Genomic DNA, 25,370 nt, shown 5'->3' on the forward strand with positions numbered 1-25,370 from the left:
AAGGTCATAAAAATGTGGTTAAGATGCGACAAAAGGATATTAAAACAGGAGTAGTTATGTTTAAAAAAATCCTGGCTTCAGTTGGTATTGGTGCGGCTAAAGTAGATACAGTGCTACAAACCGAGCATTTGCACCCTGGACAAAAATTTCATGCCGAAATCATTATTAAAGGCGGTGATGTCGAGCAAGATATTTCCGGTCTGGAATTGGCATTAATGACGCGCGTTAAAGTAGAGGCGGATGACGGCGCCTACTTTGCTAACCATGTTATCGAAAAATGGCGGGTGAGTGAAAAACTGACCTTGCAACCGGGTGAAGAGCACCGCATTCCGTTTGAGGCAAGACTGCACTCAGAAACGCCGATCACCGAATTTAGTGCCGGTTATAACCAGACTCAGGTGTGGATACAAACCGGGTTGAATATTGATTTGGCGCTTGATGCCAGCGACCGTGATGTGCTGCACATCTATCCTAACGAAGCGGTCAAAACCTGTATGCAGGCGATGGATAAGCTTGGCTTTTCCTTGGTTAAAGCAGACGTGGAAAAGGGTTACTTACGTGCCCCTAGCTTCCAATCGACCTCAGGTTGTTATCAGGAGTTGGAATACCGCCCAGGTAATCGTGGCATGTTTGGCATTCAGGAAGTAGAGCTGTCTTTTGTACCTGAGGCGCATAAGACACATGTGCTTATTGAGCTCGACCGCGCATTTCGTGCCGACGGTTATATCGACCTCACCATAGAGCATGATCATGTGAATCTATCGCAGATTTGCGATCAGCTTGAGCGCTTAATTCACTGATAGCCCTCGGTTATTAATACAAACTAATCGAAAGCCCGGCCTAGCTGGGCTTTTTTGTCGGAGAAACTGTTGGAGTAAGCATGAGTATTCTATGGCTGCATAAGCATTTTAATGAGCTAAACACGGGTGAGCTTTTCACCCTGATGCGCGCCCGTGTCGATGTGTTTGTGGTGGAGCAAAACTGCCCTTATCCTGAGCTAGATGATGCCGATATCGCAGCCGATACATTGCATCTATTGGGGTATCAAGACGGCCAATTATGCGCTTATGCCCGTTGTATAAGTAAAGAGGAAAAGGTGGCCATAGGGCGGGTGCTTTGCGTCAAAAAATGGCGTGGAAAGGGCCTTGCTAAGGTGTTGATGAATGAGGCGCTAGCCCTGTGCCACAATCACTTTCCAGGGCGCACTGTGGTGCTAAGTGCGCAAACCTATTTGCTCGATTTCTATCGCGACTTTGGTTTTCACACCAGGGGCGAGCCTTATTTAGAAGACGGTATAGAGCATCAGGATATGGAGTTGCTTTAATACAAAAACAAAGGCCGCGAGTGCGGCCTTTATTTATGCTTAAGTTGGATTATCGCAGCGAGTTAATAAACACCAGTGAAATACACACTGGGCAAACAAACTTGATGTACCAGGGCCAAATCTTCCAGAACAGGCCGTTGGCGGCTTCCGGGCAGCCGGATTGAATTTCTTTAAGCAGTGATGCACGGCTCCAGATCCAACCAACAAAAACACAACACATTAAGCCTAATAGCGGTTGACCAAAACGTGTGGTGATGGCTATCACTAAACCGAACAATTGTTCAAAGTTAAGCAATATTATGGTGCTTATTGAGCCGATAAGCGTGCCTATGCTCCAAGTTGCCGGTTTACGGTCAAGGCCAAATTTCTCTACCGTGTAAGACACTGGGGCCTCTAACATTGAAATAGAGGAGGTTAGGGCGGCAATACTCATTAGCGCGAAGAAGGCAAAGCCCACAAACAGACCGGCGCTGCCCATGGTATCAAACAGGGCAGGCAATACTTGGAAGACGAGTGTGTCTTCCGAGAGTAATTTACCCGCTTCGTCAAAGATTTGTACCCCTTGCTCCTGTGCCACATACATGGCCGGAATAATCAGCAAACCGGCAACGAAGGCGATAAACACATCGATAAGGGTTACCGAGGCGCCCAGAGTAACCAGGTTTTCTTGCTTAGAAATGTATGAGCCATAAATGATCATCACACTGGTACCCAGTGACAGGGAGAAAAACGCCTGGCCCAGCGCACTTACCAACAGAGTAGGCTCAAAGATGGCGCTAAAGTCTGGAAGCAAGTAATTGCGCAGGCCTTCACTGGCACCGTCTTGGCTCATTACATAGGCGATTAACGCAAACAAAATGCCCAGCAAGGCTGGCATCAAGCGCTTTGACCACTTCTCTATACCATTCTCAACGCCTTTACTGATGATCATCACGGTCAGCACGATAAAGCCGCCGGCAAAGAGCAAGTTACGGGTTAAGGATTGGCTGGTCAGCCAGTTTGCAGCCTCTGGAGCGCCCATTAGTTGGGCAACGGGCTCAGCGGTATAGCTGACCATCCATCCTGCAACTATGGCATAAAAACTTAAAATCATGCCGGCACAGATAATGCCGCCAAAACCAACTAAAAATGCCAGTGGATGTTGCCACTTATGCTTGGATACTTTTTTTAGCGAGCTTACGGCGTTTGCCTGACCATAACGACCCACAACCAACTCGGCCATTAATGCAGGATAAGCTAAACAGAAGGCGAGAACCAGATAAGCAAGCACGAAGGCGGCGCCACCATTGGAGGCTGTTTGAGTGGGAAAGCCCCAAATATTACCAAGTCCTACTGCCGAACCGGCAGCGGCCATTATAAAACCAAAGCGGGAGCTAAACTCCCCACGCGACGCACTCATATTATTATATTTCTCTGTAGGTGAACTGCGCCCTAAATCTACTGTAATTTACGTGAAATAAAAAGCACAAAGCGGCAATTAGTACAGTGTAGCTGGGGTAAAGCGCGCTATACGAACAATTTCCATGCTATCGAGGCAATGCCCAGTCTTAGGGCGATGCCGCCTCATTGGCAATGTGTTGTGGGTTAGAGCGATGTAAACGCTGTGTTACATCGGCAGTATCAAGGTGAATTGCGCGCCGCCTAATTTTGCCGATGAGCCCACCTGCAGCTTTCCCTGATGCCACAACATCACCTTATGGCAAATGGCCAGACCCAAACCATAACCGTTTTGATTGCGATGTTTGGCGCTTTGATAAAAGGGCTTAAGCACAGCCGTGCGCTCTTGTGTCGGGACGCCTGGGCCATCATCGGCAATGCTGATGTGTAATTGCTGCGCTTCGGTGTAGGCGCTGATCACTATCTGGCTGTTGGCATAGCGCAGGGCATTGGTAAGAATATTCTGGATGCAGCGCGCCAACCAATGCAAGTCGGCGTGCACCATTAACTGGTGGGAGCAGTCTATGTGCACCTGTATGCAACCTAGTTGGGGTAGTAACTGCTCACCTACCTCTTGTAAATAAGGGGAAAGCTCGGCGCGGCTGTAATTAAGTTCAATATTCTGTTGTTGCAGGGCAGCAAAACTAAGGTAGCTCTTGAGCATGGACTCCATGGTATCGAGATCTTTTTCCATGCGCGTAAGGTAGGCCTGTTTGCTTTGCTCATCTTCGCTGTCCATGACGGCATCAAGGCCAAAGCGCAGACAGGCGATGGGGGTACGAATATCATGGGAGAGGCTCGATGCCATCAGTTTATTCTCCGCCAACAGCGCATTGATTTGCTCGGCCATGGAGTTAAAGCTGCGCTCAAGCTGTTGCGTATAGCTAAAACGGCTGCTGGCAATGCGGGTGTCGAGTTTACCCTTGGCAAATCGTGTCGCGGCATTGGCCAAGGTGGTAATGCGCCGGGTCAGAGGTATTAGCGGTAACCACATGCACAGGCTAAAACCGCAGTAAAACAGCACTGTCAGTAGCAGATCATGCTGGCTGCTGGCCGGTTTGGGTAAACGCATGGTGAGGTGATGGTCGGCCAGTTGTGGTGTGGAGCGCACCAAGTAAAGGCCCTCCTCATCGGCCAAGGTTAGCCCTTGCTCTTGATAAAGCTGCTGGCGCAGTGGTGAGGGTAAGGCCAGGTCGCTATTGGCGGCATAGCCAATATTCAAGTTAAAGTGGCTGTTAAGCGTCGCCAGTTGCTGGCGTTGTTGCTCTGCGGGATAGCTGGCCAAGTAGGAAAGCATGCCGCTTAGGAGCGCTTGCTGCTGATTAAAATCATTGTGCTCATCGTTGTTGCTGGCGATGCCATCAATTAACCAGCTTAGCAGCACCACTGACAGCAGCGCCGTGGCCAATAAGGATAAGTAGAGCTTTTTCATTGCCGCCTCTTAGCCTGTGCGCCTAGTCGGCAGTATCCGCATGCCAGGCATCTTTAACCAATAAATAGCCCTTGCCCCAGATGGTTTTTATTCGTTGCGGCTGCTCGCCATTGCCATCAAAACGCTTGCGCAGCGCCGATATCACCACATCTATGCTTCTGTCTAAGCCGTCATATTCGCGGCCTTTAATAGCCTTGAATACCGAGTCTCGGTCAACTACCTCGCCGGCGTGGCGGGCAAGATAGGCCAGCAGTGAAAATTCGGCATGAGAGAGCTCCACCGCTTGCTCGGCCAGGGTCACGCGGTGCGCCTGCATGTCTATATGCAATTGCCCTACTTTAATATGCATCGGCTCTACCTGTGGCTGAGAATCCTCACTCATATCCCGTAAATTGGCCTTAATTCGAGCCAGCAAGACGCGAGGACGGGCTGGTTTGGCGATATAGTCGCTGGCGCCGACTTCTAATCCTATTACTTCGTCAAGCTCATCATCGCGGGCGGTAAGCATAATAATAGGTTGCTGATAAAACTGACGTAATCGGGTGCACACGCTAATGCCATCGAGACCGGGCAGCATAATATCGAGTAAGATTAAATCCGGATTGTGCTCGCGCACATAGGCTTCGACCTCGTTGCCCTTGTCGCACAAACCAACGCGGTAGCCGTTTTGAGTAAGAAATTCAAGCATCCATTCGCTTAGCGAAGGGTCATCTTCGACTACTAAAATAAGGGGTTGTTGATTCATTAAAATAACCTCCATCGCCTTTTCTTCTGGCCGCTGGTGTACACCCACTGCACTCGTACCTCGGCGCTGGCGAGCACTTTGCCCGTAGTAACATGAAATAACTCAAAACTCCGCGCCGTCTTGCTGGCAAATTCAAACACCAGTTCGCCTTGTTGTTGCTGCTGCCAGCAATGCAGGGGCTTGGTTGCCTGGCTTTGACGAATACAGTAGCGCTCTTCGTTGTCCACCTGCCAATTCAGGGTGATATCGGAATAGCAGGTGCGCCCCTGACGCAGTGCCACACAAGTGTTGGGCGTACTGAGCAAGGTGGGTATCTCGGCGGCCAGCGCTTCGGGCTGCGTCGCCCAGGTAGGCAGGGCAAACATTAAACTAAAGCCGGCACTGAGTCTAAAAAACATAGCGTACGCCTACCTTGGCCTTATGCTGGTATTGTTGAGAAATGATAGGGCTGTCACTTATTTCGGAAGAAAATAAGGTGGAGAGCCAGCCGGCTAAAAACACCCAGTTTTGTGATAAGGGATGCTCGGCGTGAAATTCCAGCACCAGGGATTGGGAGGCGTGGGCCTGGTAGATGGGGCGCTGCGCAGTGACCTCATGGGCATCGATACCAAAATAATAATCGGTGAAATCGCCACTATAATAGTTAAGCCCCAGACCTGTGCGAAATTCCCAATTGCGATATTGGCTGATACGACTTAAGAAGCTTGTGAAAATCCATGAGTTATGAGTCCCGGTAATATCGTGCATTAGCTCAAATGACAGCTGCGTGTCGTCAAAACGGCGCGATAACCTTAGGCCTACATCGAAATCATAATGGCGACGGTCGATACCGGCGAGCTCGTCCACTACATCCCTGTCATAGATTTTCAAGCCGGTTTCATCGAATCCAGCTTGTACATTGGTACCGACAATATCCAGGCCCCAGTCAAACTTATCGACCAGCGAATAGCCTATGACCATGCCGCCGCTTAACTGGCTGTGGTCTATATCCAGATAGAAGTTGTTATAGCTGAGCACCAGATTTAAATCCGGCTCAAGACCGTCATCGTAGGAGTCGAGGCCAATCAGATAGGAATCCTCGATATAATAACCGACACCCACGCTCCAATCCCAATTAAAGCCTGGTTGAGGCTCTAAACGGTTGTCTGAATAATAACGGTTGGTCGCCAAACTAGGTTGGCTTATAAGCAAAAACAGCAGGGCGAGTAGGGTACGAATTGGCATGGCTTCAGGCTTTTTATTTTATACTAGGTTGCTTGGACGCCGAAAACTGTAAGAAATTGTAGATGGGCTTGGCAAAGCAAGCCCAAGCGATCAGTTGATATTGATTTTTTCCAGCAAAATACCGCTGAGGTAATAGTGCAGATCCGGCACCAAGGCACTGACCTCAGTGTCGTTACAGGACCCGGCGACTTTTTCCAGTGCCGAAATTTTGCTGAGAACCTGATAGCTAGGCGCTTTAGGTGCTGGCTTGTCGCCACGCTCAGCGAGTGCGCCCGGTGAGTTGTGAGTTTGTACAAACTCCTGAACCTGCTCCAGGTTATCTATGTAATCGCTGATTGTCAGTTGATAACGCAAGGGGTTGCGTTGAAAGCTGGCGGTATCAATGGAGGACTTGGCAAACCACACCACATCTTTGGAAGCGCGGTGGAAGAGTTTCATACTAACTGAGCCGGAAATATTGCTACATTGGCGTACTGCGAATTCTTCAATAAGGCTTGTATCGCTAAGGATATGGCTATTACTTAGACGGTAGTCAACTTTGTCAGCCTCGCTGATATCCAGCTGATTAATGCTAAGAATATAGTCCGCCTGTTTGGCGTCACTTACCACCGTAAGGGATTTGTCGTTGAAAATAGCCACCAGGCGATCGCGCAGGCGCTCTGTCAGTGCTACTTGCTCACTTTCAATAACGACGCTTTGTCCGCGTTTAACAGGGTGAGCCGGAAGTTGCACCGACTTAACCCTAGGTTGCTGATGGTCAACCTGGTATTCGAGGACATAGGTGCGCTCACTAAGACTCGGCTTTGTTGGCATAGCAACTCTTTGCGCCTGTTGCAAAGAAGTGGTTTGTAAGCTGCTACAGCCGCTAAGCAAGATTGCCGAGCCAAGCAATGCCAGTGCTAAAGAATTCTTCATCATACTATTTATAACTCTTAGTTTCCCTTGTCGCTGCGCTTAGGCACCCATACCTGAGTACACCTACACAGCATTGTACGTGAGTTTACCCTAAAGTTCATGATAATATTTACCCAATCTGAACTGTTATCGCTAAAACAACAATAATGAAAACCAAGAGTTTAGTTGCTTCTTTCTGTCTTATCTTCAGTACCTTATTGCCCGCTTATGGCGCTTCCGTAGGTGCCGATGCGCGCCAGTGGCACGGCTTTGTTGATTCTTATGTCGCCGATTTAGAGCGCCAGCTTAAGCAAAAACGTGTGCCTGGTGCCGCCTTGTCGATTGTGCATCCGGATTATCCCTCCATTGCTTTGGGCTTTGGCAAAACCAAAATAAAGAAAGGGCGTCAAGTTGACGTCAACACGCGTTTTCGCCTTGCCTCTGTGTCGAAAACCTTTGCCGGCTCACTGGCTGCCAAGTTGGCGGAGCAAGGGGTTATCGAATTGGATGCCCCTGTGTACCAATACATTCCTGAGCTGCGCAGCACGGATTATAAAAATACCCTTAAGGTTTCGCATTTATTGAGCCACTCCAGCGGCCTGGTGCCTAATGCTTACGATAACCTGATTGAATCGCGCATGTCTTACCCGGATATTGTTGACAAGCTGCTCAAGGTTGAGCCTTTGTGCGAACCGGGAAAATGTTATGGCTATCAGAATGTGATGTTTTCTTTAGTGGGTGATGTGATTGAGCGCGCCAGCGGCAAGAACTATGAAACCTGGATGCGGGAAGATATTTTCGAGCCCTTACGTATGCGTCATGCGAGTCTAGGTTATGAGGGCATGGTCGCGGATGAAAACTATGCCTACCCTCATGTGCGTGGGCGTAAACGCTGGCATACCGCACGTTTAAAGAAAAACTATTATAAGGTGCTACCGGCGGCAGGGGTGAATGCCAGTGCTGCGGACATGGTGCAATGGTTAAAGGCGCAATTGGGTATGTATCCCAGTGTGTTACCACCGGCGGCGCTGCAAACTCAGGTGCAGCCTTATACCCTGACCACAAAAGAGCGTCGTCGTCGGGTGTGGCGCGAGCATGTTAATCAGGCGCATTATGGCTTGGGGTGGCGTATCTACCAATATGATGATGAAACCATCTACTATCACAGCGGTTGGGTGCAGGGTTATAGAACCGATATCGTAGTGATCCCACGCTTAAACGTCGGCTTTAGCCTTTTGCTTAATGCCGAAAGCGGTTTGATCAATGAACTTACTACCCAGTTTATCGACCAGTTGCTGGCCTTGCCACGTACTGCTTAGGGTCGTGCCCACAAACAAAAAAGGTCAGCACTGCTGACCTTTTTCGATATAAAGCGAGATGATTAATTGCGTGGCAATTGAATCTTACGGTCTTCGCTTTGGCGGTATAGGGCAATGATATGACCTATGCTTTGTACTTTATGAGCACCGGTTTCGCGTACGATAGCATCAAAAATCAGGGCCTTGGTTTCACGATCTGTGGTTGGCACCTTCACTTTGATCAATTCGTGAATATCCAAAGCACTGTCTATTTCAGCGATCACGCCTTCGGTTAGGCCATTGGCTCCCAGCAAAACCACAGGTTTAAGTGGGTGTGCAAGGGATTTCAGATACTGCTTTTGTTTATTGGATAGTTTCATAGATTTTATAAATTTTGCTGATTCGAGCTTGAATTACAGGTATTCTAACGCCATCTAGCAGATATTACTATTAAGTTACGTGTTAATTTATGACGAATAAAAAGCACTCGGCGAGCTCAAAGCGCTGGCTAAAAGAGCATTTTGACGATCATTATGTTCATGAGGCACAGAAACAGGGCTGGCGTTCGCGAGCAGTGTTCAAACTCGATGAAATTCAGCAAAAAGATAAACTACTCAAACCCGGCATGGCGGTGGTGGACTTAGGGGCCGCTCCCGGTAGCTGGTCTCAGTACCTGGCACAGCAGGTGGGTGATAATGGTCAGGTCATTGCCTGTGATATTCTGCCCATGGACTCGCTGGCCGGTGTCGACTTCCTGCAAGGTGATTTCCGTGAAGAGGCGGTGCTTAACGCCCTACTAGATCGCATCAATGGCAAAAATGTCGATGTGGTTTTTTCCGATATGGCGCCGAATATGAGCGGCAATATGAGCACGGACCAGGCCGGCAGCATGTATTTGGTCGAACTGGCACTGGATATGTGTCATCAGGTATTGAAGAAAAACGGCGCTTTTGCGGTCAAAGTATTCCAAGGGGAAGGTTTTGATCAGTTCGTCAAGGACGTACGCGATAGTTTCCGTACCGTAAAAATCCGTAAGCCCGATGCGTCAAGACCGCGCTCTCGCGAGGTATATGTAGTAGCGACGGGTTACAAACTGTAGTACAGTTGTCGGGAAAAGTTGAACTTAATTAATTTAGATACAAGAGGTTAACACCTTGAGTGATATGGCAAAGAATTTAATACTCTGGCTTGTTATTGCCGTGGTTTTAATGTCTGTTTTTCAAAGCTTTAATGGCTCTGAAGGCGTTGACAGACAAACCAGTTACACCCAATTCGTAAAGGATGTGCGCAGTGGTGCTGTACGCGAAGTCGTGATTGATCGCGGCACTGGCTCAATCTCTGGCGTAAAGTCCAGCGGTGAGCGTTTCCAAACCACCATGCCAATGTATGACGAAGACCTGATGAATGACTTGTTGAAAAACGACGTCAATACCAAGGGCGTTCAGCCTGAAGAGCAGTCTCTGTTAGCTAGCATTTTCATTTCCTGGTTCCCAATGCTCTTGTTGATCGGCGTGTGGATCTTCTTCATGCGCCAGATGCAAGGCGGTGGCGGTAAGGGCGCTATGTCCTTCGGTAAGAGTAAAGCCCGCCTGATGAGTGAAGACCAGGTGAAAACCACCTTTGCCGATGTTGCTGGTTGTGATGAAGCCAAGGAAGATGTAACCGAGCTGGTTGATTTCTTGCGCGACCCGTCTAAATTCCAAAAACTTGGCGGCAGCATTCCTAAGGGTGTGTTGATGGTAGGTCCTCCAGGTACGGGTAAAACCTTACTGGCCAAGGCCGTAGCCGGTGAAGCCAAAGTACCGTTTTTCACTATCTCAGGCTCTGACTTCGTCGAAATGTTCGTAGGTGTGGGTGCATCCCGTGTACGTGACATGTTCGAACAAGCGAAAAAAGCTGCACCCTGTATCATCTTTATCGATGAAATCGATGCCGTTGGTCGCCAACGTGGCGCCGGTATGGGTGGTGGTCACGACGAGCGTGAGCAAACGCTTAACCAGATGCTGGTAGAGATGGATGGTTTTGAAGGTAATGAAGGCATTATCGTAATCGCCGCCACTAACCGCCCAGACGTACTGGATCCAGCGCTATTGCGTCCAGGTCGTTTCGACCGTCAAGTGGTTGTAGGCTTGCCGGATATTCGCGGTCGTGAACAAATTCTTAAGGTGCATATGCGCAAAGTGCCTTTGGCAGATGATGTTGAAGCATCCGTGATTGCCCGTGGTACTCCAGGTTTCTCAGGCGCCGATTTGGCTAACCTGGTAAACGAAGCCGCCTTGTTTGCCGCCCGTGGTAACAAGCGCGTGGTGAGCATGGCCGAATTTGATGCCGCGAAAGACAAGATCATGATGGGTGCTGAGCGCAAGTCCATGGTCATGTCTGAGCAAGAAAAAGAAATGACTGCATACCATGAAGCAGGTCACGCTATCGTTGGTCGCATGGTGCCAGAGCATGACCCTGTATATAAAGTATCAATCATTCCTCGCGGCCGCGCCTTGGGTGTGACCATGTACTTGCCGGAGCAAGACCGTGTAAGTCACTCAAAAGAACATTTAGAGTCGATGATTTCCAGCTTGTATGGCGGTCGTATTGCCGAAGCCTTGATCTACGGCGATGACAAGGTTACTACTGGTGCAAGTAATGATATCGAGCGCGCCACTCAAATCGCCCGTAAAATGGTGACTCAGTGGGGTTTGAGCGCCAAGATGGGTCCACTTCTTTATGCCGAAGAAGAAGGCGAAGTCTTTATGGGTCGCGGCGGTTCGCGCAGCATGAGCATGTCGGATGAGACAGCTAAAGCAATTGATGTAGAAGTGCGTGAACTCTCTGATCGCAACTACCAGCGTGCTGAACAAATCCTTCGCGATAACATTGATATCTTGCATACAATGAAAGACGCACTGATGAAGTACGAAACCATTGATGCCAAGCAAATCGATGACCTTATGGCGCGTCGTGAAGTTCGTCCACCGAGCGATGCTCATGACCGCAAAGCCACCAAGGCACAAGCGGCAGCAGCCGAGCCTGAAAAGGCGGTGCCGGAGCAAGGCACTTCATCCGCACAAGATGAAAAGCCAGGCTCAGAACAGGACAAGTAATAAATTGAAGCCCCAAGATATTGGGGCTTTTACTTCTTGTGGATCATCTTATCTATCTGCCCTCACTTAGCATTGCCTAAGGGAACAGGGATTTTTAATTTTAGGGAAGAGTAGCCATGTTATCTTTACCCCGAGGTCGCTTCCTCGATCTTAGTACCCCGCAAGTGATGGGGATACTCAATGTAACGCCAGATTCCTTTTCTGATGGTGGGCAGCACAAGGATTTTGATAAAGCTGTCAAAAGAGCCTTTACCATGCTTGAGCAGGGCGCCACCATTATTGATATAGGTGGTGAATCAACCCGCCCAGGTGCGGCGGACGTTCTTGAGCAAGAAGAACTCGAACGGGTTGTCCCTGTGATAGAGGCGATACGAGCACAATCCGATTGTGTGATCTCCATAGACACCAGTAAAGCAGCGGTAATGACAGCGGCGGTTCAGGCCGGTGCCGATATTATTAATGATGTTCGTGCCTTGCAGGAACCAGGTGCGCTGCAGGCTGCAGTGGCTTTGGATGTTCCCGTATGCCTTATGCATATGCAGGGGCAGCCGAGATCCATGCAGGAAGCACCGGATTATCAGGATGTGACTGCCGAGGTATGCAGCTATTTGGCCGAGCGCGCGCAAACCTGTATCGATGCGGGCATTAAAGCTGAGCATATAATAGTGGATCCTGGCTTTGGCTTTGGTAAGTCACTGCAACACAATTATCAATTACTGGCCGAGCTTGAGCAGTTGCACCAGCTTGGCTACCCGGTATTGACCGGACTTTCACGCAAATCCATGTTTGGCCAGTTACTGGCGCGACCGGCAGACCAAAGGCTCAGCGCCAGCCTGGCGGGAGCCTTGATTTGCATGCAAAAGGGCGCGGCCATAGTGCGCGTTCATGATGTTCAAGAAACCGTCGACCTGTTGCGTGTCCACCAGGCGATACTACGGCCCACAGACGTGCAGCCGCAAAAATAAGAGTACAGGAGTAACAACAATGAGTAACAGAAAATATTTTGGCACCGACGGTGTTCGTGGCCTGGTCGGGCAATACCCGATCACTCCTGAGTTTGCCCTAAAACTGGGTTGGGCCGCGGGTAAAGTGCTATCAAAAATTGGCACTAAAAAAGTGATTATTGGTAAAGACACGCGCATTTCCGGCTATATGCTAGAAACCTCGCTGGAAGCCGGGCTTATTGCCGCGGGCATAGATGTAGTTCTGCTTGGCCCCATGCCGACTCCGGCGGTGGCGTATTTAACACAAACCTTCCGCGCCGAAGCGGGTATAGTGATCAGTGCCTCTCATAACCCTTACCATGATAACGGTATTAAGTTCTTCTCCAGCGAAGGTTTGAAACTACCGGATGCGGTGGAGCTGGAAATTGAAGCCATGATGGATCAGGACATGGAATGTGTGCCTTCCGAAAAGCTGGGTAAAGCGCGCCGCCTGGTGAGCGCCGATGGTCGTTATATCGAATTCTGTAAGAGCCAATTCCCCCAAGGTCACTCCCTTGAAGGTTTGAAAATCGTACTTGATTGCGCCAATGGTGCCACCTACCATATTGCCCCAGCGGTAATGCAAGAGCTCGGCGCCGAGGTGATCCCCTTTGCCTGTGAACCTAATGGCTTAAACATCAATGCCAAATGTGGTGCCACAGATGTTGCCGCCTTGCAGCGTAAGGTGGTTGAAGAGGGTGCCGATGTGGGCATCGCTTACGATGGCGACGGTGATCGCGTAATGATGGTCGACCAGCACGGAGAAGTATTCGATGGTGATGACATAGTTTATATCATTGCCTGTGCCCTGCAGGAGCAAGGTGAACTAGGTGGCGGCGTTGTTGGTACCGTAATGTCGAATATGGGCTTGGAAAATGCACTTAAAGCCAAGGGCATAGGTTTTGAACGCTCCAAGGTGGGCGACCGTTATGTGATGGCGCTGCTTAAAGAAAAAGGTTGGAAAATCGGTGGTGAAAGCTCGGGTCACGTATTGAACCTTGATCTGATCAGTACCGGCGACGGCATTATTTCAAGCCTCCAGGTGCTAGCGGCTATGGTGACCAGCAACAAAACTCTGCGCGATCTCGGCAACGGCTTTGTTAAGTATCCGATGAATATGATCAATGTGCGCTACCAGCCGGGCACAGATCCAACCCTAAACCCTGAAGTACTGGCAGCGGTAAGTGAAGCGGAAGAGTTGCTCGCGGGCAAGGGCCGGGTGCTATTGCGTAAGTCAGGTACCGAGCCTGTAGTGCGTGTTATGGTAGAAGCCGAAGACCAAAATCAGGTACTGGATTACAGCAGTAAAATCGCGCAAGTTGTTGAAAGTGTGAGCAGTTAAACCGCGCTCTAAAAATAACTTCTTGTAACTTAGGGCGAGTCGAGTTAGTATCTCGCCCGCTTTCGAACATGGAGTAAAACATGGCATCACGTAAGCCCCTGGTGGCTGGAAATTGGAAGTTAAATGGCTCTTTGGAGCTACTTAATGAAATGGCCCCCGAGCTAAAAGCCGTAGCTGGCGAAGATGTTGATGTGGCTCTTTTTGTTCCCGCATTGCTAGTTGCCAGTAGCGCGCAGCAAGGTGTAATAACGGGTATTCAAACCGTTTCTGAATATGAATCCGGCGCCTATACAGGTGAGATCCAAGCCTCGCTGGCTAAAGAATTAGGTGCAAGTTTTGCCCTGGTTGGTCACTCAGAACGTCGCCATATTTTCGGTGAAAGTAATGAGGATGTTGCCGCTAAGTTTGCCATGGCACAGCAGCAGGGTTTAACACCTGTGCTTTGTGTTGGTGAAACCGAACAGCAACGCGAGCAAAACGAAACAGAATCAGTGATCAGCGCGCAAATTGACGCGGTGATTGAAAAATTAGGTGTGGCTGCGTTATCGCAATCTGTGATAGCATACGAGCCGGTTTGGGCCATAGGCACGGGTAAAACCGCATCGCCGGAACAAGCTCAACAAGTACACCAATTTATTCGTGCGAAAATCGCTTCGCTAGACAGTGAAATCGCACAGCGACTGCTTATCCTTTACGGTGGCAGCGTAAATGAACAAAACAGTAGTGATTTATTTGCACAAGCAGATATAGACGGCGGCCTTATTGGTGGTGCCAGTCTTAAAAAAGATGCCTTTATCAGCATCTGCGAAAGTGCAAAAGGATAGAATTAAATGTACGAAATTCTTTTAGTAATTTATTTAATTGTTGCATTAGCCTTAATTGGTTTTGTGCTGATTCAACAAGGTAAAGGTGCTGACATGGGTTCGTCATTTGGTGCTGGTGCCTCGGCAACCGTTTTCGGTTCATCGGGTGCGGGTAACTTTATGACTAAAACAACCACAGTACTGGCCACGGTTTTCTTCGTTTTGAGCATAGTGTTAGGTAACCTAACAGCTGGTCAAATAAAGCAAACTGATCAATGGGAAAATCTAGAAGGTGCTCCGGCGGTAGAAACCGTTGAGCAACCAGCTTCAGATGTTCCAGTTGAGGAAGAAAAGGGTTCTAACAATCCGGACGTTCCAAACTAAAAAAATTAAGCCGTGGTGGTGGAATTGGTAGACACGCCATCTTGAGGGGGTGGTGAGCTATGCTCGTGCGGGTTCAAGTCCCGCTCACGGCACCAAATTGAAAGGCCAAGCATTTAGCTTGGCTTTTTTGCGTGTAAAGCCCGCTAAGCAAGGGCTTTAGTGCTTAACTAAGGTTGCAATTGACAGCCATAGCACTATAATAGTCGCCATAAATGAAGTTGGTACCTAGTTATCCTTCAGGCAGCAGATTTATAAAGAGGTAGAGATATTCGCTCTACTTGCTTTATGTGATGTCGCGCATTCTTTGCAATGCGCGTTTTGCGTTTAGCAGAAGTGATTTTGCTAAGTCGTCGCAGCGGTTTTATCGTACGGATATAGCCCGCGCCAAGCCAGGCCCTAGGCCGCACAGAAAATCAGGAAGTGTTTACTTTTTGGTAAATATTTCCAGTGTGACGCCCCGCTTGGTTCGGGGCGTTGTTGTATCTGTATTGAAAATGGGGCATTAGCCCTTTTTTTGTTTCTATGGAGAAGTTTCGTGACAAAGCTCGAACAAACATTAACCGAGATGTTAACTCCGGCGGTCGAAGCATTAGGCTTTGAGCTCCTGGGACTTGAGTTTATTCAAGCCGGTCGTCATTCCACCTTGCGTGTGTATATCGATCACCCAGACGGTATTACGGTAGATAACTGTGCGGATGTCAGTCGTCAAGTTAGCGCGATCCTCGACGTAGAAGATCCCATTACCAATGAATATGATTTGGAAGTGTCTTCACCTGGCGTTGATCGTCCACTGTTCAAACCAGAACATTATCAAAATGCAGTGGGTGAGGAAGTCAGGTTGAGAACTAAGCTTCCACAAGATGGTCGCCGTAATTTTAAGGGCGATTTAGTAGCAGTTAACGGTGATATGATCACAATTAATGTTGATAACCAGGAGCACATGCTCATGATCAGCAACATTGAGCGTGCGAACATCATCGCCAAATTTTAATTTCAGTGCGAAGAAATAGGGCAAGCGAGGCAATACCTATGGCAAAAGAAATACTGTTGGTGGCGGAAGCCGTTTCCAATGAAAAAGCGGTCCCCAAAGAGAAAATTTTTGAAGCATTAGAGTTCGCACTAGCGACCGCAACAAAGAAAAAACATGGTGGCGACATCGAAGTGCGTGTATCTATTGACCGTAAAACCGGCGAATACGATACTTTCCGTCGCTGGCAAATCGTTGAAGCGCTTGAAGATGGCAGCTTAGAAAACCCGTACCGCGAAATCACTCTTGAAGCGGCGCAGGTTGAAGAGCCAGAAAAGCAGCTTGGCGATTACGTTGAAGAACAAATTGAGTCAATCAAGTTTGACCGTATCACCACGCAAATGGCCAAGCAGGTTATCGTACAAAAAGTACGTGAAGCCGAGCGTGCCCTTGTGGTTGAAGCTTATAAAGACCAAGAAGGTGAGCTAGTAACAGGTGTGGTTAAAAAAGCCAGCCGTGAAGCCATCATTATTGATTTAGGCAACAACGCCGAAGCCGTTATCTACCGCGATGACATGCTACCGCGCGAAAACTTCCGTCCAGGCGACCGTGTTCGTGGTCTGCTTTATGCGGTACGCCCAGAAGCCCGTGGTGCTCAGTTATTCGTAACGCGTTCTAAGCCGGAAATGCTAATGGAGCTATTCCGCATCGAGGTGCCGGAAATTGGCGAAGAGATGATCGAGTTGCGTGCAGCCGCTCGTGATCCAGGTTCACGTGCAAAGATTGCAGTTAAATCAAATGACAAGCGTATCGACCCAGTTGGTGCCTGTGTGGGTATGCGTGGTGCACGTGTACAAGCGGTATCGAGTGAATTGGGCGGCGAGCGTGTTGATATCGTGCTTTACGATGACAACCCAGCGCAATTCGTTATCAACGCCATGGCGCCGGCAGAAGTGGCTTCTATCGTAATGGATGAAGATTCACGTTCAATGGATATCGCCGTTGAAGCGGATAACCTGGCACAAGCCATAGGTCGTAACGGTCAAAACGTGCGTCTAGCCAGCCAACTCACCGGTTGGGAGTTAAATGTAATGACGGTTGCTGACATGCAAGAGAAAAACCAGGCAGAGTCAGATAAGTTGATCAGCCTGTTCACCGAAAGTTTGGACATAGATGATGATTTCGCCGAGCTACTTATCGGTGAGGGCTTCTCAACGCTAGAAGAAGTGGCCTATGTACCAACCAGTGAATTCCTGGAAATCGATGGTCTGGACGAAGACACAGTTGAAGAGCTGCGTAATCGCGCCAAAGACGCGTTGACAACCAAAGCATTGAAAGACGAAGAAAGCCTAGAAGGCGCTGAGCCGGCTGAAGACCTATTAAACCTGGATGGCTTGGATCGCCACCTTGCCTTTGTTATGGCGAGCAAGGGCGTAGTAACGCTTGAAGATCTAGCCGAGCAGGGCATTGACGAACTAGTAGAAATTACTGAGCTTTCTGAGCAGGAAGCGGGCGACCTAATTATGGCTGCACGTAATATTTGCTGGTTCGGTGACGAGTAATTTATTAACGGAGGTAACAAAGAATATGGCAGAAGTAAGTGTAACAAAACTGGCCGAGGACATTGGTACAACTGTTGATAAATTGCTACAGCAATTGGACAGCGCGGGCATTAAAAAGCAAGCGGGTGACCAGGTAAACGAGTCGGAAAAAGAGCAACTGCTTGATCACTTGTCTAAGCAGCATGGTGGCGCTGGTGCCTCAGGCCCAGAGCGTATGACTTTACAACGCAAGAAGAAAAGCACCCTAAGCGTAACCGGTTCAACCGGTAAGGCAAAGGCAGTGCAGGTCGAAGTGCGTAAAAAGCGTACCTATGTGAAGAAAAGTGCCCTAGAAGAGCAGCAAGAACAAGCGCGTCTAGAAGCACAAGAGCAGGAGCGTCTTGAAGCCCAAAAATTAGAAGCGGAACGTAAGGCTAAAGAAGAAGCCGAGCGTAAAGCTAAAGAAGAGGCAGATCGTAAAGCTAAAGAGGAAGCGGATCGTAAAGCCAAAGAAGAAGCGAAGCGTAAAGCCGAAGCACAGCGCAAAGAAAGTAAAGATTCTGCAAAGGATGAAGCGCAAACTCAGAAAGAACGTGAAGAAGCTGAGCGCTTACAGAAAGAAGCAGAAGAGGCAGCATTGAAGAAAGCCGAAGAAGAAGCACAACGTCAAGCAGAAGAAGCTCGTCGCCTAGCGGAAGAAAACGAAGCACGTTGGAAGCAAGAAGAAGAGGAACGTAAGCGCCGTGAAGAAACGGCTGATCACCACTTAACGACCTCTACTTATGCTCGTGAAGCGGAAGACGAGTCAGATGCACGCGAAGAGAAGAGCGCGCGTCGTAAGAAGAAAAAGCCTAAGGGCAAAGAAACTACCGAAGCGCCACTAAGAATGGGCAAGGGTAGAAAAGGCAAACTTAAAGCGCCTAACTCTTTACAGCATGGTTTCCAAAAGCCTGTTGCTGATAAGAAAGCAGAAGTACGTATTGGTGAAACCATCACGGTTGCCGAGCTTGCTTCACGCATGGCAGTAAAAGGTGCTGAAGTCGTTAAGACCATGATGAAAATGGGCGACATGGTTACCATCAACCAGGTTATCGACCAAGAAACTGCACAGCTAGTGGCAGAAGAAATGGGTCATAAGGTTGTGGTCGTTCGTGAAAACGAACTGGAAGAGAAAGTACTAAGCGACCGCAGCGAAGGCGGTAAAGCGGAATCTCGCGCACCGGTAGTAACCGTAATGGGTCACGTTGACCACGGTAAAACATCGACTCTGGACTACATCCGTAAAGCTAAAGTTGCTTCGGGCGAGGCCGGCGGTATTACCCAGCACATTGGTGCATACCATGTTGATACCGACAACGGCATGATCACCTTCCTAGATACTCCGGGACACGCGGCATTTACTTCGATGCGTGCTCGTGGTGCGAAGGCGACGGATATCGTAATCCTGGTTGTTGCTGCGGACGATGGTGTAATGCCACAGACCAAAGAAGCGGTACAGCACGCCAAAGCGGCGGAAGTACCTCTGATTGTTGCCGTGAACAAGATGGATAAAGAAGGCGCCGATCCTGACCGCGTTAAAAACGAACTAGCTCAGCTAGACGTTATCCCAGAAGATTGGGGCGGTGAGACGCAATTCGTACACATTTCGGCTAAAACCGGTCAAGGTGTTGACGAACTACTTGAAGCCGTACTAATGCAGTCTGAAATCCTTGAGCTAACCGCTGTTTCTGAAGGCATGGCCTCGGGTGTGGTAATCGAATCTCGCCTTGATAAAGGTCGCGGTCCGGTAGCGACCGTACTGGTACAAGAAGGTACGCTGAAGCAAGGTGATATCGTACTTTGTGGTCTTGAGTATGGCCGTGTTCGTGCGATGCGCGATGAAAACGGTCAAGAGATCAAAGAAGCGGGTCCTTCAATTCCGGTAGAGATCTTAGGTCTTTCTGGTGTACCTGCGGCTGGTGATGAAGCAACGGTTGTTCGCGATGAGCGTAAGGCCCGTGAAGTTGCCCTATACCGTCAAGGTAAGTTCCGTGAAGTGAAGCTGGCACGTCAGCAAAAAGCTAAGCTTGAGAACATGTTCACCAACATGACCGAAGGCGATATCTCAGAAGTGAATATCGTACTGAAAGCGGACGTACAAGGTTCGGTTGAAGCCATCTCTGACTCACTGGTTAAGTTGTCTACCGACGAAGTGAAAGTGAAGATCGTAGGTAGCGGTGTAGGTGGTATCACCGAAACTGATGCCTCACTAGCGGCTGCTTCTAACGCCATCATGGTTGGCTTTAACGTTCGTGCCGACGCCTCAGCGCGTAAGGTTATCGAAGCGGAAAGCCTAGACCTGCGTTACTACAGCGTAATCTACGACCTGATCGAAGAAGTGAAACAAGCCATGACAGGTATGCTTGCACCTGAGTTCAAGCAAGAGATCATCGGTCTTGCCGAAGTACGTGACGTGTTTAAGTCACCTAAGATCGGCGCCGTGGCTGGTTGTATGGTTACCGAAGGCGTGGTTAAGCGTTCGAACCCAATCCGTGTACTACGTGATAACGTGGTTATCTACGAAGGTGAACTTGAATCACTACGTCGCTTTAAAGATGACGTACAAGAAGTTCGTAACGGCATGGAATGTGGTATCGGCGTTAAGAACTATAATGACGTTAAGGTCGGTGACCAAATCGAGGTATTCGAGATCGTTGAAGTACAACGTTCTCTATAATCTTGATTATTAAGTAAATTTGATGGGGGCCTTTGTGCCCCCATTTGTGCATTGTGTTATACCTAGCGCACTCAGCGCGTACTGGTATCCTAAATATAAGTGGTGAAAATGAGAGAGTTTTCTCGCACAGAGCGCGTAGCGCAACAGATCCAAAAAGAAATCGCGGTGATCCTCCAACGGGAAATTAAAGACCCGCGTTTGGGTATGGTGACTGTGTCTGCGGTAGAAGTATCGCGCGATTTGTCTTATGCGAAAATTTTTGTGACCGTGTTCAATCAAGAAGACGAAAGCAAAACCAAGCAAAGCATGCGTATTTTAAATGACGCCAGCGGCTACATTCGTTCGCTTCTTGGCAAGCGCATTCGTGCTCGTATTGTTCCTGAGCTACGTTTTGTTATCGATACCTCATTACTTGAAGGTATGCGTATTTCTAACCTGGTTGAGTCGGTTATGCGCGAAGATAAGCAAAAGCGTGGTAGCAGCGACGAGGAAGAATAAGCAGCATGGCCAGACGTACAAAAGGCCGTCCGGTTGATGGCGTGTTGTTACTGCATAAGCCGCAAGGCATTTCCAGTAACCGCGCACTGCAGCAGGCTAAAGGCATCTATTATGCTCAAAAAGCCGGGCACACAGGCGCCCTTGATCCCTTAGCCACGGGCATGTTGCCTATTTGTTTTGGTGAAGCGACCAAGTTCAGTCAGTTCCTGCTCGATACCGACAAAACCTATGTGGTGCGCGCCAAGTTAGGCGAGCGCACAACCACCTCGGATGCCGATGGTGAAGTGGTTGAAACTCGTGATGTGAATGTTACCAAGGCGCAAATCGAGCAGCATGTTGCTGGCTTTATCGGTGAGTCGGATCAGTATCCGTCCATGTATTCGGCGCTTAAGTATCAAGGTCAGCCTTTATACAAGTATGCCCGCGAAGGCATAGAAGTGCCGCGTAAGTGTCGCCGCATTAATGTTTACAGCCTGACGCTTGATGAGTTCGATGAACAGGCCAATGAAATTCAGATGACCGCCCATGTGTCTAAAGGCACCTATATTCGTACCATAGTGGACGACTTAGGCGAGTTACTTGGTTGTGGCGCTCATGTGATCATGCTGCACCGTTCCAAGGTAGGTCATTACCCGGCTGAGAAAATGGTGACGCTGGACGAACTTCAAGCCCTGCTTGATGAAGCCAAAAGCCAGGACCAAGCACCGGGTGAAGTGTTAGATACACTGTTACTGCCCATGGATACAGCAGTGCAGGACTTGCCCAGCGTTGAAATTGACGAGCAACAGGCCATTGCTTTTGCCCATGGGCAAACCGTGGTTATCGGCGAGGTGCCAGAAGAGGTATGCGCCGTACGTTGTGGCGAGCGTTTCTTGGGTGTGGGTGAGCGCAACCAGCACGGCCATCTCAAAGCAAAGCGTGCTGTGGCCATCACAAATAACTTGTAGTTATTGTCAAGCTTGATAAAATAGCGCGCTCAATTGGTGGGGCTGGATTAGTGATCGGCTCTTACCGTATATAAACTCTCACTTTTTGGAGTAAATTATGTCACTAAGCAACCAAGAAAAAGCAGATATCATTGCTAAATTTGCACGCGCTGAAGGCGACACTGGTTCACCTGAAGTACAAGTTGCACTACTAACTTTCGATATCAACAAGCTTCAAGGCCACTTTGCTAACCATAAGCAAGACAACCACTCACGTCGTGGTCTTCTTCGTAAAGTAAGCCAGCGCCGTAACCTGCTTAACTACCTTAAAGGTAAGAGCATCGAGCGTTACACTGCGCTAATTAAAGAACTTGGCCTACGTCGCTAATTCTTTGATACCAGTTTGAAAAAAGGGGCCTAATCGCCCCTTTTTTTGTGCGCTTTTGGCTTGTATACTTAGCCTTGTCTAAGTGGGCAGGTCGAGCCTGCACACAAGATGGCACCATATTGCCAATTGTAGTAAATAAAGGCATTCGCCCGAGTGTGGTTATTTACTGTAATTGGTGAGGTGCTTTAGTAACCCTTCTTAACCTGATTTAAGGGCTGGTAATTCGGCTTTTGAGCGGGTTAGGTGCAACTTAAGGAATGATTAAGTGCAAGCAATTATTAAAGAATTTCAGTACGGACAGCATACTGTAACGCTAGAAACCGGCGCCATTGCCCGTCAGGCTGACGGTGCAGTACTAGCAAGCATCGGCGATACTTCGGTACTTGTAACTGTAGTAGGTCGTCGTGAAGCAAATCCAGGTCAGGATTTCTTCCCTCTAACTGTTAACTACCAGGAAAAAATGTATGCGGCTGGCCGTATCCCAGGTGGTTTCTTAAAGCGTGAAGGTCGCCCTAACGACGGCGAAACGCTTATCGCGCGTCTAATCGACCGTCCAATTCGTCCACTTTTCCCTAAAGGCTTCGTAAACGAAGTACAGGTAATCGCGACAGTTGTTTCAGTAAACCCTGAAATCCAGCCTGATATCGTTGCCCTAATTGGTACTTCAGCGGCGCTAGCGCTTTCTGGTATTCCATTTAACGGTCCTATCGGTGCATCACGCGTAGGTTACATCGATGGTCAGTACGTATTGAACCCATCACTAACTGAGCTTAAAGAAAGCAAGCTAGACCTGGTTGTTGCCGGTACTGATAACGCCGTACTTATGGTTGAATCAGAAGCTGAAACGCTTCCTGAAGATGTAATGCTTGGCGCCGTTGTTTACGGTCATGAGCAATCACAAGCCATCATCAATGCTATCAACGAGTTCAAAGCCGAAGCAGGTAAAGCAGCTTGGGATTGGACTGCACCAGCAAAAGACGAAACCCTAGCGGGTAAAGTTGCAGCTATCGCCGAAGAGAAAATCGGTGAAGCGTACCGCATTACCGACAAGGTAGCGCGTAAAGACGCTCTTAGCGCAGCGAAAGCTGAAGTTATCGAAAAACTAAGCGCTGAGCTTGGCGAAGACGAAAGCCTGGACGAGCAAGAAGTATCAGGCGAGTTCGCTTCACTTGAGAAGAAAATCGTTCGTGGTCGCATCATAGCTGGTGAGCAGCGTATCGATGGTCGTTCACCTGAAATGGTTCGTGCCCTTGACGTGAAAACTGGCGTACTAGCGCGTACTCACGGTAGTGCTATCTTCACCCGTGGTGAAACTCAGGCACTAGTTACTGCAACTCTAGGTACAGAGCGTGATTCTCAGATGATCGACGACCTAACAGGTACTTCTACTAACCGTTTCATGTTGCACTACAACTTCCCTCCATTCTGTGTGGGTGAAACTGGCTTTGTTGGTTCGCCTAAGCGTCGTGAAATCGGCCACGGCAACCTGGCTAAGCGCGGTATTGCTGCTGTTCTTCCTACACTTGAAGAATTCCCGTACTCAATCCGTGTGGTATCTGAAATCACAGAATCTAACGGTTCATCGTCAATGGCTTCTGTATGTGGTACATCACTGGCGCTAATGAACGCCGGTGTTCCTACTAAGGCATCTGTTGCTGGTATCGCCATGGGTCTAGTGAAAGAAGGCGACAACTTCGTTGTTCTTTCTGACATCTTGGGTGACGAAGATCACCTGGGCGACATGGACTTTAAAGTAGCCGGTACCGCTGCAGGTGTTACCGCTCTACAAATGGATATCAAGATTGAAGGTATCACGAAAGAGATCATGCAGATCGCTCTTAACCAGGCCCAAGCAGCTCGTCTACACATCTTAAGTGTGATGGATGAAGCCATCTCTGCGCCTGCGGCTGAGCTTTCTGATTACGCGCCGCGTATATATGTAGTGAACATTCCACCTAAGAAGATTGCCGATGTTATCGGTAAAGGTGGTGCTACTATCCGTGCGCTTACTGAAGAAACCGGTACTACTATTGAAATCGAAGACGACGGTACAGTTAAGATTGCTGCCACTGACGGTGAGAGCGCGCGCGCTGCCATCGCTCGTGTTGAGCAACTAACGGCTGAGCTGGAAGTAGGTACCATCTACGAAGGTAAAGTAGTACGTATCGTAGATTTCGGTGCTTTCGTTAACGTTCTACCTGGTAAAGACGGCTTGGTACACATCTCACAGATCAGTGATGAGCGTGTAAACAATGTAGCCGACCACCTAACTCTAGGTCAGGAAGTGAAGGTTAAGGTACTAGAAGTTGATCGCCAAGGCCGTGTACGCCTAAGCATCAAAGAGGCGCAAGACCAAAACGCGCCTGCAGCAGAAGCGGCAAAAGACGCCGAATAAGCGATAAAAGCATAGTAAAAGGGGCTGTTTAGGCCCCTTTTTTATGGTTTAATGAAAATCCATGCACGGATTATAGGTATAGGACTTTGAGAAAAACATTATCGCTTACGATAGCCGGCGTTATCACGCTACTCTTAACCGGTTGCCAATCCGTACCAGATAGTCCCCAATACGTTGTTACCGTACCTTTTGCCGCCCCTCTACCGAGTGATTACCGCAGCGAAGTGGCGGTGGCCCGTTATAGCGAGCTGATAGAGCAGGCCGAGTTGCCCAGTGATCAGCAAGCTTTACTTTATTATGATCGCGGTAAGCTATTCGACAGCCTGGGGTTAAGTACCTTGGCGCGCATTGATTTTAGCCGTGCTGTTAACCTTAAGCCGGACCTGGCCGAGGTGTATAATTTCCTGGGTATTCATCACACCCTGATGCAGCAATACGGCAAGGCCTATGAAATGTTCGACTCAGTGCTGGAGCTGAACAGCGAGCATGAATACGCTTATCTCAACCGCGGCATTGCCTTGTATTATGGCGAGCGTCCGGGATTAGCCAGCGACGATTTGCAGTCTTTTTTACGCTTTGCCCCAGATGACCCGTATCGGGTGCTTTGGGTTTATTTAGCCGAGCGCAATGAAGACCCACTTAAAGCCAAAGCCAGCTTAAGCGATATGGCACAAGCTCTGGACCCGCAAAACTGGGCCTATCAACTGGTGGCCTTTTATCAAGGCAAGATCACCGAAAAGGCATTGTTAGGAACCTTGGCTGAGGGTGTGGAGTCACATCAGGAATATGCCGAGCGCTTGTGTGAAGCCTATTTCTATATCGCTAAAAGCCATCAGGCTAAGGGCGAAAATACCCTGGCCAGCGATTACTTTAAACTGGCACTTTCCACCAATGTGTATGAGTTTGTCGAATATAAGTATGCACGCCTTGAGCTGGACATAATGGCAGGCGAGGGTGCGCACTAGCCTTATTGCC

At 48.9% G+C, this 25,370-nt stretch carries 24 protein-coding genes and 1 tRNA gene; 18 read left to right on the forward strand and 7 right to left on the reverse strand.

Features of this window, described 5'->3' with window-relative positions:
* Nucleotides 1-56 precede the first annotated feature (56 nt).
* Nucleotides 57-800 carry a sporulation protein gene (locus WCN91_RS11345; protein WP_342679142.1) on the forward strand — a complete coding sequence of 248 codons (744 nt, stop codon included), beginning with the start codon at nucleotides 57-59 and terminating at the stop codon, nucleotides 798-800.
* Nucleotides 801-880: 80 nt separating this feature from the next.
* Nucleotides 881-1,324, forward strand: coding sequence for a GNAT family N-acetyltransferase (locus WCN91_RS11350; RefSeq protein ID WP_342679143.1), 444 nt, complete (start codon nucleotides 881-883; stop codon nucleotides 1,322-1,324).
* 49 nt (nucleotides 1,325-1,373) lie between these two features.
* On the opposite strand, the gene WCN91_RS11355 is transcribed toward WCN91_RS11350, so the two are convergent.
* From WCN91_RS11355 to WCN91_RS11380, 6 genes are all read right to left on the reverse strand, one after another.
* On the reverse strand, nucleotides 1,374-2,723 hold the full coding sequence (locus tag WCN91_RS11355; protein ID WP_342679144.1) for a sodium-dependent transporter: 1,350 nt from the start codon (nucleotides 2,721-2,723) through the stop codon (nucleotides 1,374-1,376).
* 207 nt (nucleotides 2,724-2,930) lie between these two features.
* Nucleotides 2,931-4,193, reverse strand: coding sequence for an ATP-binding protein (locus WCN91_RS11360; RefSeq protein WP_342679145.1), 1,263 nt, complete (start codon nucleotides 4,191-4,193; stop codon nucleotides 2,931-2,933).
* Between the two features lie 22 nt (nucleotides 4,194-4,215).
* Nucleotides 4,216-4,938 carry a response regulator gene (locus tag WCN91_RS11365; RefSeq protein WP_342679146.1) on the reverse strand — a complete coding sequence of 241 codons (723 nt, stop codon included), beginning with the start codon at nucleotides 4,936-4,938 and terminating at the stop codon, nucleotides 4,216-4,218.
* Entirely contained in the window at nucleotides 4,938-5,336 is a 399-nt protein-coding gene (locus WCN91_RS11370; protein WP_342679147.1) for a DUF3019 domain-containing protein, read from the reverse strand. The genes WCN91_RS11365 and WCN91_RS11370 overlap by 1 nt, the downstream gene beginning before the upstream one ends.
* Entirely contained in the window at nucleotides 5,326-6,162 is an 837-nt protein-coding gene (locus WCN91_RS11375; RefSeq protein WP_342679148.1) for a MipA/OmpV family protein, read from the reverse strand. The genes WCN91_RS11370 and WCN91_RS11375 overlap by 11 nt, the downstream gene beginning before the upstream one ends.
* 90 nt (nucleotides 6,163-6,252) lie before the next feature.
* A complete protein-coding gene (locus WCN91_RS11380; protein ID WP_342679149.1) occupies nucleotides 6,253-7,080 on the reverse strand; it encodes a hypothetical protein in 828 nt (275 codons plus the stop codon).
* A gap of 143 nt (nucleotides 7,081-7,223) precedes the next feature.
* Here WCN91_RS11380 and WCN91_RS11385 point away from each other — a divergent pair, with 143 nt between their 5' ends.
* Complete coding sequence (locus WCN91_RS11385) at nucleotides 7,224-8,375, forward strand: serine hydrolase domain-containing protein (protein ID WP_342679151.1); 1,152 nt, start codon at nucleotides 7,224-7,226, stop codon at nucleotides 8,373-8,375.
* 62 nt (nucleotides 8,376-8,437) lie between these two features.
* On the opposite strand, the gene yhbY is transcribed toward WCN91_RS11385, so the two are convergent.
* Entirely contained in the window at nucleotides 8,438-8,734 is a 297-nt protein-coding gene (yhbY, locus tag WCN91_RS11390) for a ribosome assembly RNA-binding protein YhbY (RefSeq protein ID WP_105190062.1), read from the reverse strand.
* A gap of 89 nt (nucleotides 8,735-8,823) precedes the next feature.
* Between yhbY and rlmE the strand changes: the two genes are divergently transcribed.
* The 15 genes from rlmE to nlpI all read left to right on the forward strand — a co-directional run bounded on the left by rlmE (nucleotide 8,824) and on the right by nlpI (nucleotide 25,360).
* Entirely contained in the window at nucleotides 8,824-9,453 is a 630-nt protein-coding gene (rlmE, locus tag WCN91_RS11395; RefSeq protein WP_342679154.1) for a 23S rRNA (uridine(2552)-2'-O)-methyltransferase RlmE, read from the forward strand.
* Nucleotides 9,454-9,517: 64 nt separating this feature from the next.
* Nucleotides 9,518-11,452, forward strand: a complete 1,935-nt coding sequence (gene ftsH / locus WCN91_RS11400; RefSeq protein ID WP_342679156.1) for an ATP-dependent zinc metalloprotease FtsH — start codon at nucleotides 9,518-9,520, stop codon at nucleotides 11,450-11,452.
* 116 nt (nucleotides 11,453-11,568) lie between these two features.
* Nucleotides 11,569-12,417: a dihydropteroate synthase gene (gene folP / locus WCN91_RS11405; protein ID WP_342679159.1), complete on the forward strand. Its 849-nt coding sequence runs from the start codon at nucleotides 11,569-11,571 to the stop codon at nucleotides 12,415-12,417.
* Nucleotides 12,418-12,436: 19 nt separating this feature from the next.
* Entirely contained in the window at nucleotides 12,437-13,777 is a 1,341-nt protein-coding gene (gene glmM / locus WCN91_RS11410) for a phosphoglucosamine mutase (protein ID WP_342679161.1), read from the forward strand.
* A gap of 80 nt (nucleotides 13,778-13,857) precedes the next feature.
* The gene (tpiA, locus tag WCN91_RS11415) at nucleotides 13,858-14,601 is read left to right on the forward strand and encodes a triose-phosphate isomerase (RefSeq protein ID WP_342679163.1); all 744 of its coding nucleotides are present in this window, start codon (nucleotides 13,858-13,860) and stop codon (nucleotides 14,599-14,601) included.
* Between the two features lie 6 nt (nucleotides 14,602-14,607).
* A complete protein-coding gene (gene secG / locus WCN91_RS11420) occupies nucleotides 14,608-14,964 on the forward strand; it encodes a preprotein translocase subunit SecG (protein ID WP_342679165.1) in 357 nt (118 codons plus the stop codon).
* A gap of 9 nt (nucleotides 14,965-14,973) precedes the next feature.
* Nucleotides 14,974-15,059, forward strand: a tRNA-Leu gene (locus WCN91_RS11425).
* A gap of 440 nt (nucleotides 15,060-15,499) precedes the next feature.
* Nucleotides 15,500-15,955: a ribosome maturation factor RimP gene (rimP, locus tag WCN91_RS11430; RefSeq protein WP_342679167.1), complete on the forward strand. Its 456-nt coding sequence runs from the start codon at nucleotides 15,500-15,502 to the stop codon at nucleotides 15,953-15,955.
* 38 nt (nucleotides 15,956-15,993) lie between these two features.
* On the forward strand, nucleotides 15,994-17,493 hold the full coding sequence (gene nusA / locus WCN91_RS11435; RefSeq protein ID WP_342679169.1) for a transcription termination factor NusA: 1,500 nt from the start codon (nucleotides 15,994-15,996) through the stop codon (nucleotides 17,491-17,493).
* A 25-nt stretch (nucleotides 17,494-17,518) separates the two neighbouring features.
* Nucleotides 17,519-20,188: a translation initiation factor IF-2 gene (infB, locus tag WCN91_RS11440; RefSeq protein WP_342679170.1), complete on the forward strand. Its 2,670-nt coding sequence runs from the start codon at nucleotides 17,519-17,521 to the stop codon at nucleotides 20,186-20,188.
* A 108-nt stretch (nucleotides 20,189-20,296) separates the two neighbouring features.
* Entirely contained in the window at nucleotides 20,297-20,686 is a 390-nt protein-coding gene (gene rbfA, locus WCN91_RS11445; RefSeq protein ID WP_342679172.1) for a 30S ribosome-binding factor RbfA, read from the forward strand.
* A 5-nt stretch (nucleotides 20,687-20,691) separates the two neighbouring features.
* Complete coding sequence (truB, locus tag WCN91_RS11450) at nucleotides 20,692-21,633, forward strand: tRNA pseudouridine(55) synthase TruB (protein ID WP_342679174.1); 942 nt, start codon at nucleotides 20,692-20,694, stop codon at nucleotides 21,631-21,633.
* A gap of 97 nt (nucleotides 21,634-21,730) precedes the next feature.
* Nucleotides 21,731-22,000: a 30S ribosomal protein S15 gene (gene rpsO, locus WCN91_RS11455; RefSeq protein WP_342679176.1), complete on the forward strand. Its 270-nt coding sequence runs from the start codon at nucleotides 21,731-21,733 to the stop codon at nucleotides 21,998-22,000.
* 265 nt (nucleotides 22,001-22,265) lie between these two features.
* Nucleotides 22,266-24,395 carry a polyribonucleotide nucleotidyltransferase gene (gene pnp / locus WCN91_RS11460; RefSeq protein ID WP_342679178.1) on the forward strand — a complete coding sequence of 710 codons (2,130 nt, stop codon included), beginning with the start codon at nucleotides 22,266-22,268 and terminating at the stop codon, nucleotides 24,393-24,395.
* Nucleotides 24,396-24,481: 86 nt separating this feature from the next.
* Nucleotides 24,482-25,360 carry a lipoprotein NlpI gene (gene nlpI, locus WCN91_RS11465; RefSeq protein ID WP_342679180.1) on the forward strand — a complete coding sequence of 293 codons (879 nt, stop codon included), beginning with the start codon at nucleotides 24,482-24,484 and terminating at the stop codon, nucleotides 25,358-25,360.
* Nucleotides 25,361-25,370 lie beyond the last annotated feature (10 nt).

The sequence above is a fragment of the Pseudoalteromonas qingdaonensis genome, assembly GCF_038739665.1.
GTDB lineage: Bacteria > Pseudomonadota > Gammaproteobacteria > Enterobacterales > Alteromonadaceae > Pseudoalteromonas > Pseudoalteromonas qingdaonensis.

Bases quoted from the DNA above. Each gene is read 5' to 3' on its own strand.
- WCN91_RS11375 (WP_342679148.1), bottom strand. From the start codon at position 6,162: ATGCCAATTCGTACCCTACTCGCCCTGCTGTTTTTGCTTATAAGCCAA.
- folP (WP_342679159.1), top strand. From the start codon at position 11,569: ATGTTATCTTTACCCCGAGGTCGCTTCCTCGATCTTAGTACCCCGCAA.
- WCN91_RS11355 (WP_342679144.1), bottom strand. From the start codon at position 2,723: ATGAGTGCGTCGCGTGGGGAGTTTAGCTCCCGCTTTGGTTTTATAATG.
- truB (WP_342679174.1), top strand. From the start codon at position 20,692: ATGGCCAGACGTACAAAAGGCCGTCCGGTTGATGGCGTGTTGTTACTG.
- WCN91_RS11360 (WP_342679145.1), bottom strand. From the start codon at position 4,193: ATGAAAAAGCTCTACTTATCCTTATTGGCCACGGCGCTGCTGTCAGTG.
- WCN91_RS11350 (WP_342679143.1), top strand. From the start codon at position 881: ATGAGTATTCTATGGCTGCATAAGCATTTTAATGAGCTAAACACGGGT.
- secG (WP_342679165.1), top strand. From the start codon at position 14,608: ATGTACGAAATTCTTTTAGTAATTTATTTAATTGTTGCATTAGCCTTA.
- rlmE (WP_342679154.1), top strand. From the start codon at position 8,824: ATGACGAATAAAAAGCACTCGGCGAGCTCAAAGCGCTGGCTAAAAGAG.
- WCN91_RS11370 (WP_342679147.1), bottom strand. From the start codon at position 5,336: ATGTTTTTTAGACTCAGTGCCGGCTTTAGTTTAATGTTTGCCCTGCCT.
- glmM (WP_342679161.1), top strand. From the start codon at position 12,437: ATGAGTAACAGAAAATATTTTGGCACCGACGGTGTTCGTGGCCTGGTC.
- infB (WP_342679170.1), top strand. From the start codon at position 17,519: ATGGCAGAAGTAAGTGTAACAAAACTGGCCGAGGACATTGGTACAACT.
- rbfA (WP_342679172.1), top strand. From the start codon at position 20,297: ATGAGAGAGTTTTCTCGCACAGAGCGCGTAGCGCAACAGATCCAAAAA.
- WCN91_RS11365 (WP_342679146.1), bottom strand. From the start codon at position 4,938: ATGAATCAACAACCCCTTATTTTAGTAGTCGAAGATGACCCTTCGCTA.
- nusA (WP_342679169.1), top strand. From the start codon at position 15,994: ATGGCAAAAGAAATACTGTTGGTGGCGGAAGCCGTTTCCAATGAAAAA.
- ftsH (WP_342679156.1), top strand. From the start codon at position 9,518: ATGGCAAAGAATTTAATACTCTGGCTTGTTATTGCCGTGGTTTTAATG.
- yhbY (WP_105190062.1), bottom strand. From the start codon at position 8,734: ATGAAACTATCCAATAAACAAAAGCAGTATCTGAAATCCCTTGCACAC.
- WCN91_RS11380 (WP_342679149.1), bottom strand. From the start codon at position 7,080: ATGATGAAGAATTCTTTAGCACTGGCATTGCTTGGCTCGGCAATCTTG.
- WCN91_RS11385 (WP_342679151.1), top strand. From the start codon at position 7,224: ATGAAAACCAAGAGTTTAGTTGCTTCTTTCTGTCTTATCTTCAGTACC.
- rpsO (WP_342679176.1), top strand. From the start codon at position 21,731: ATGTCACTAAGCAACCAAGAAAAAGCAGATATCATTGCTAAATTTGCA.
- WCN91_RS11345 (WP_342679142.1), top strand. From the start codon at position 57: ATGTTTAAAAAAATCCTGGCTTCAGTTGGTATTGGTGCGGCTAAAGTA.
- tpiA (WP_342679163.1), top strand. From the start codon at position 13,858: ATGGCATCACGTAAGCCCCTGGTGGCTGGAAATTGGAAGTTAAATGGC.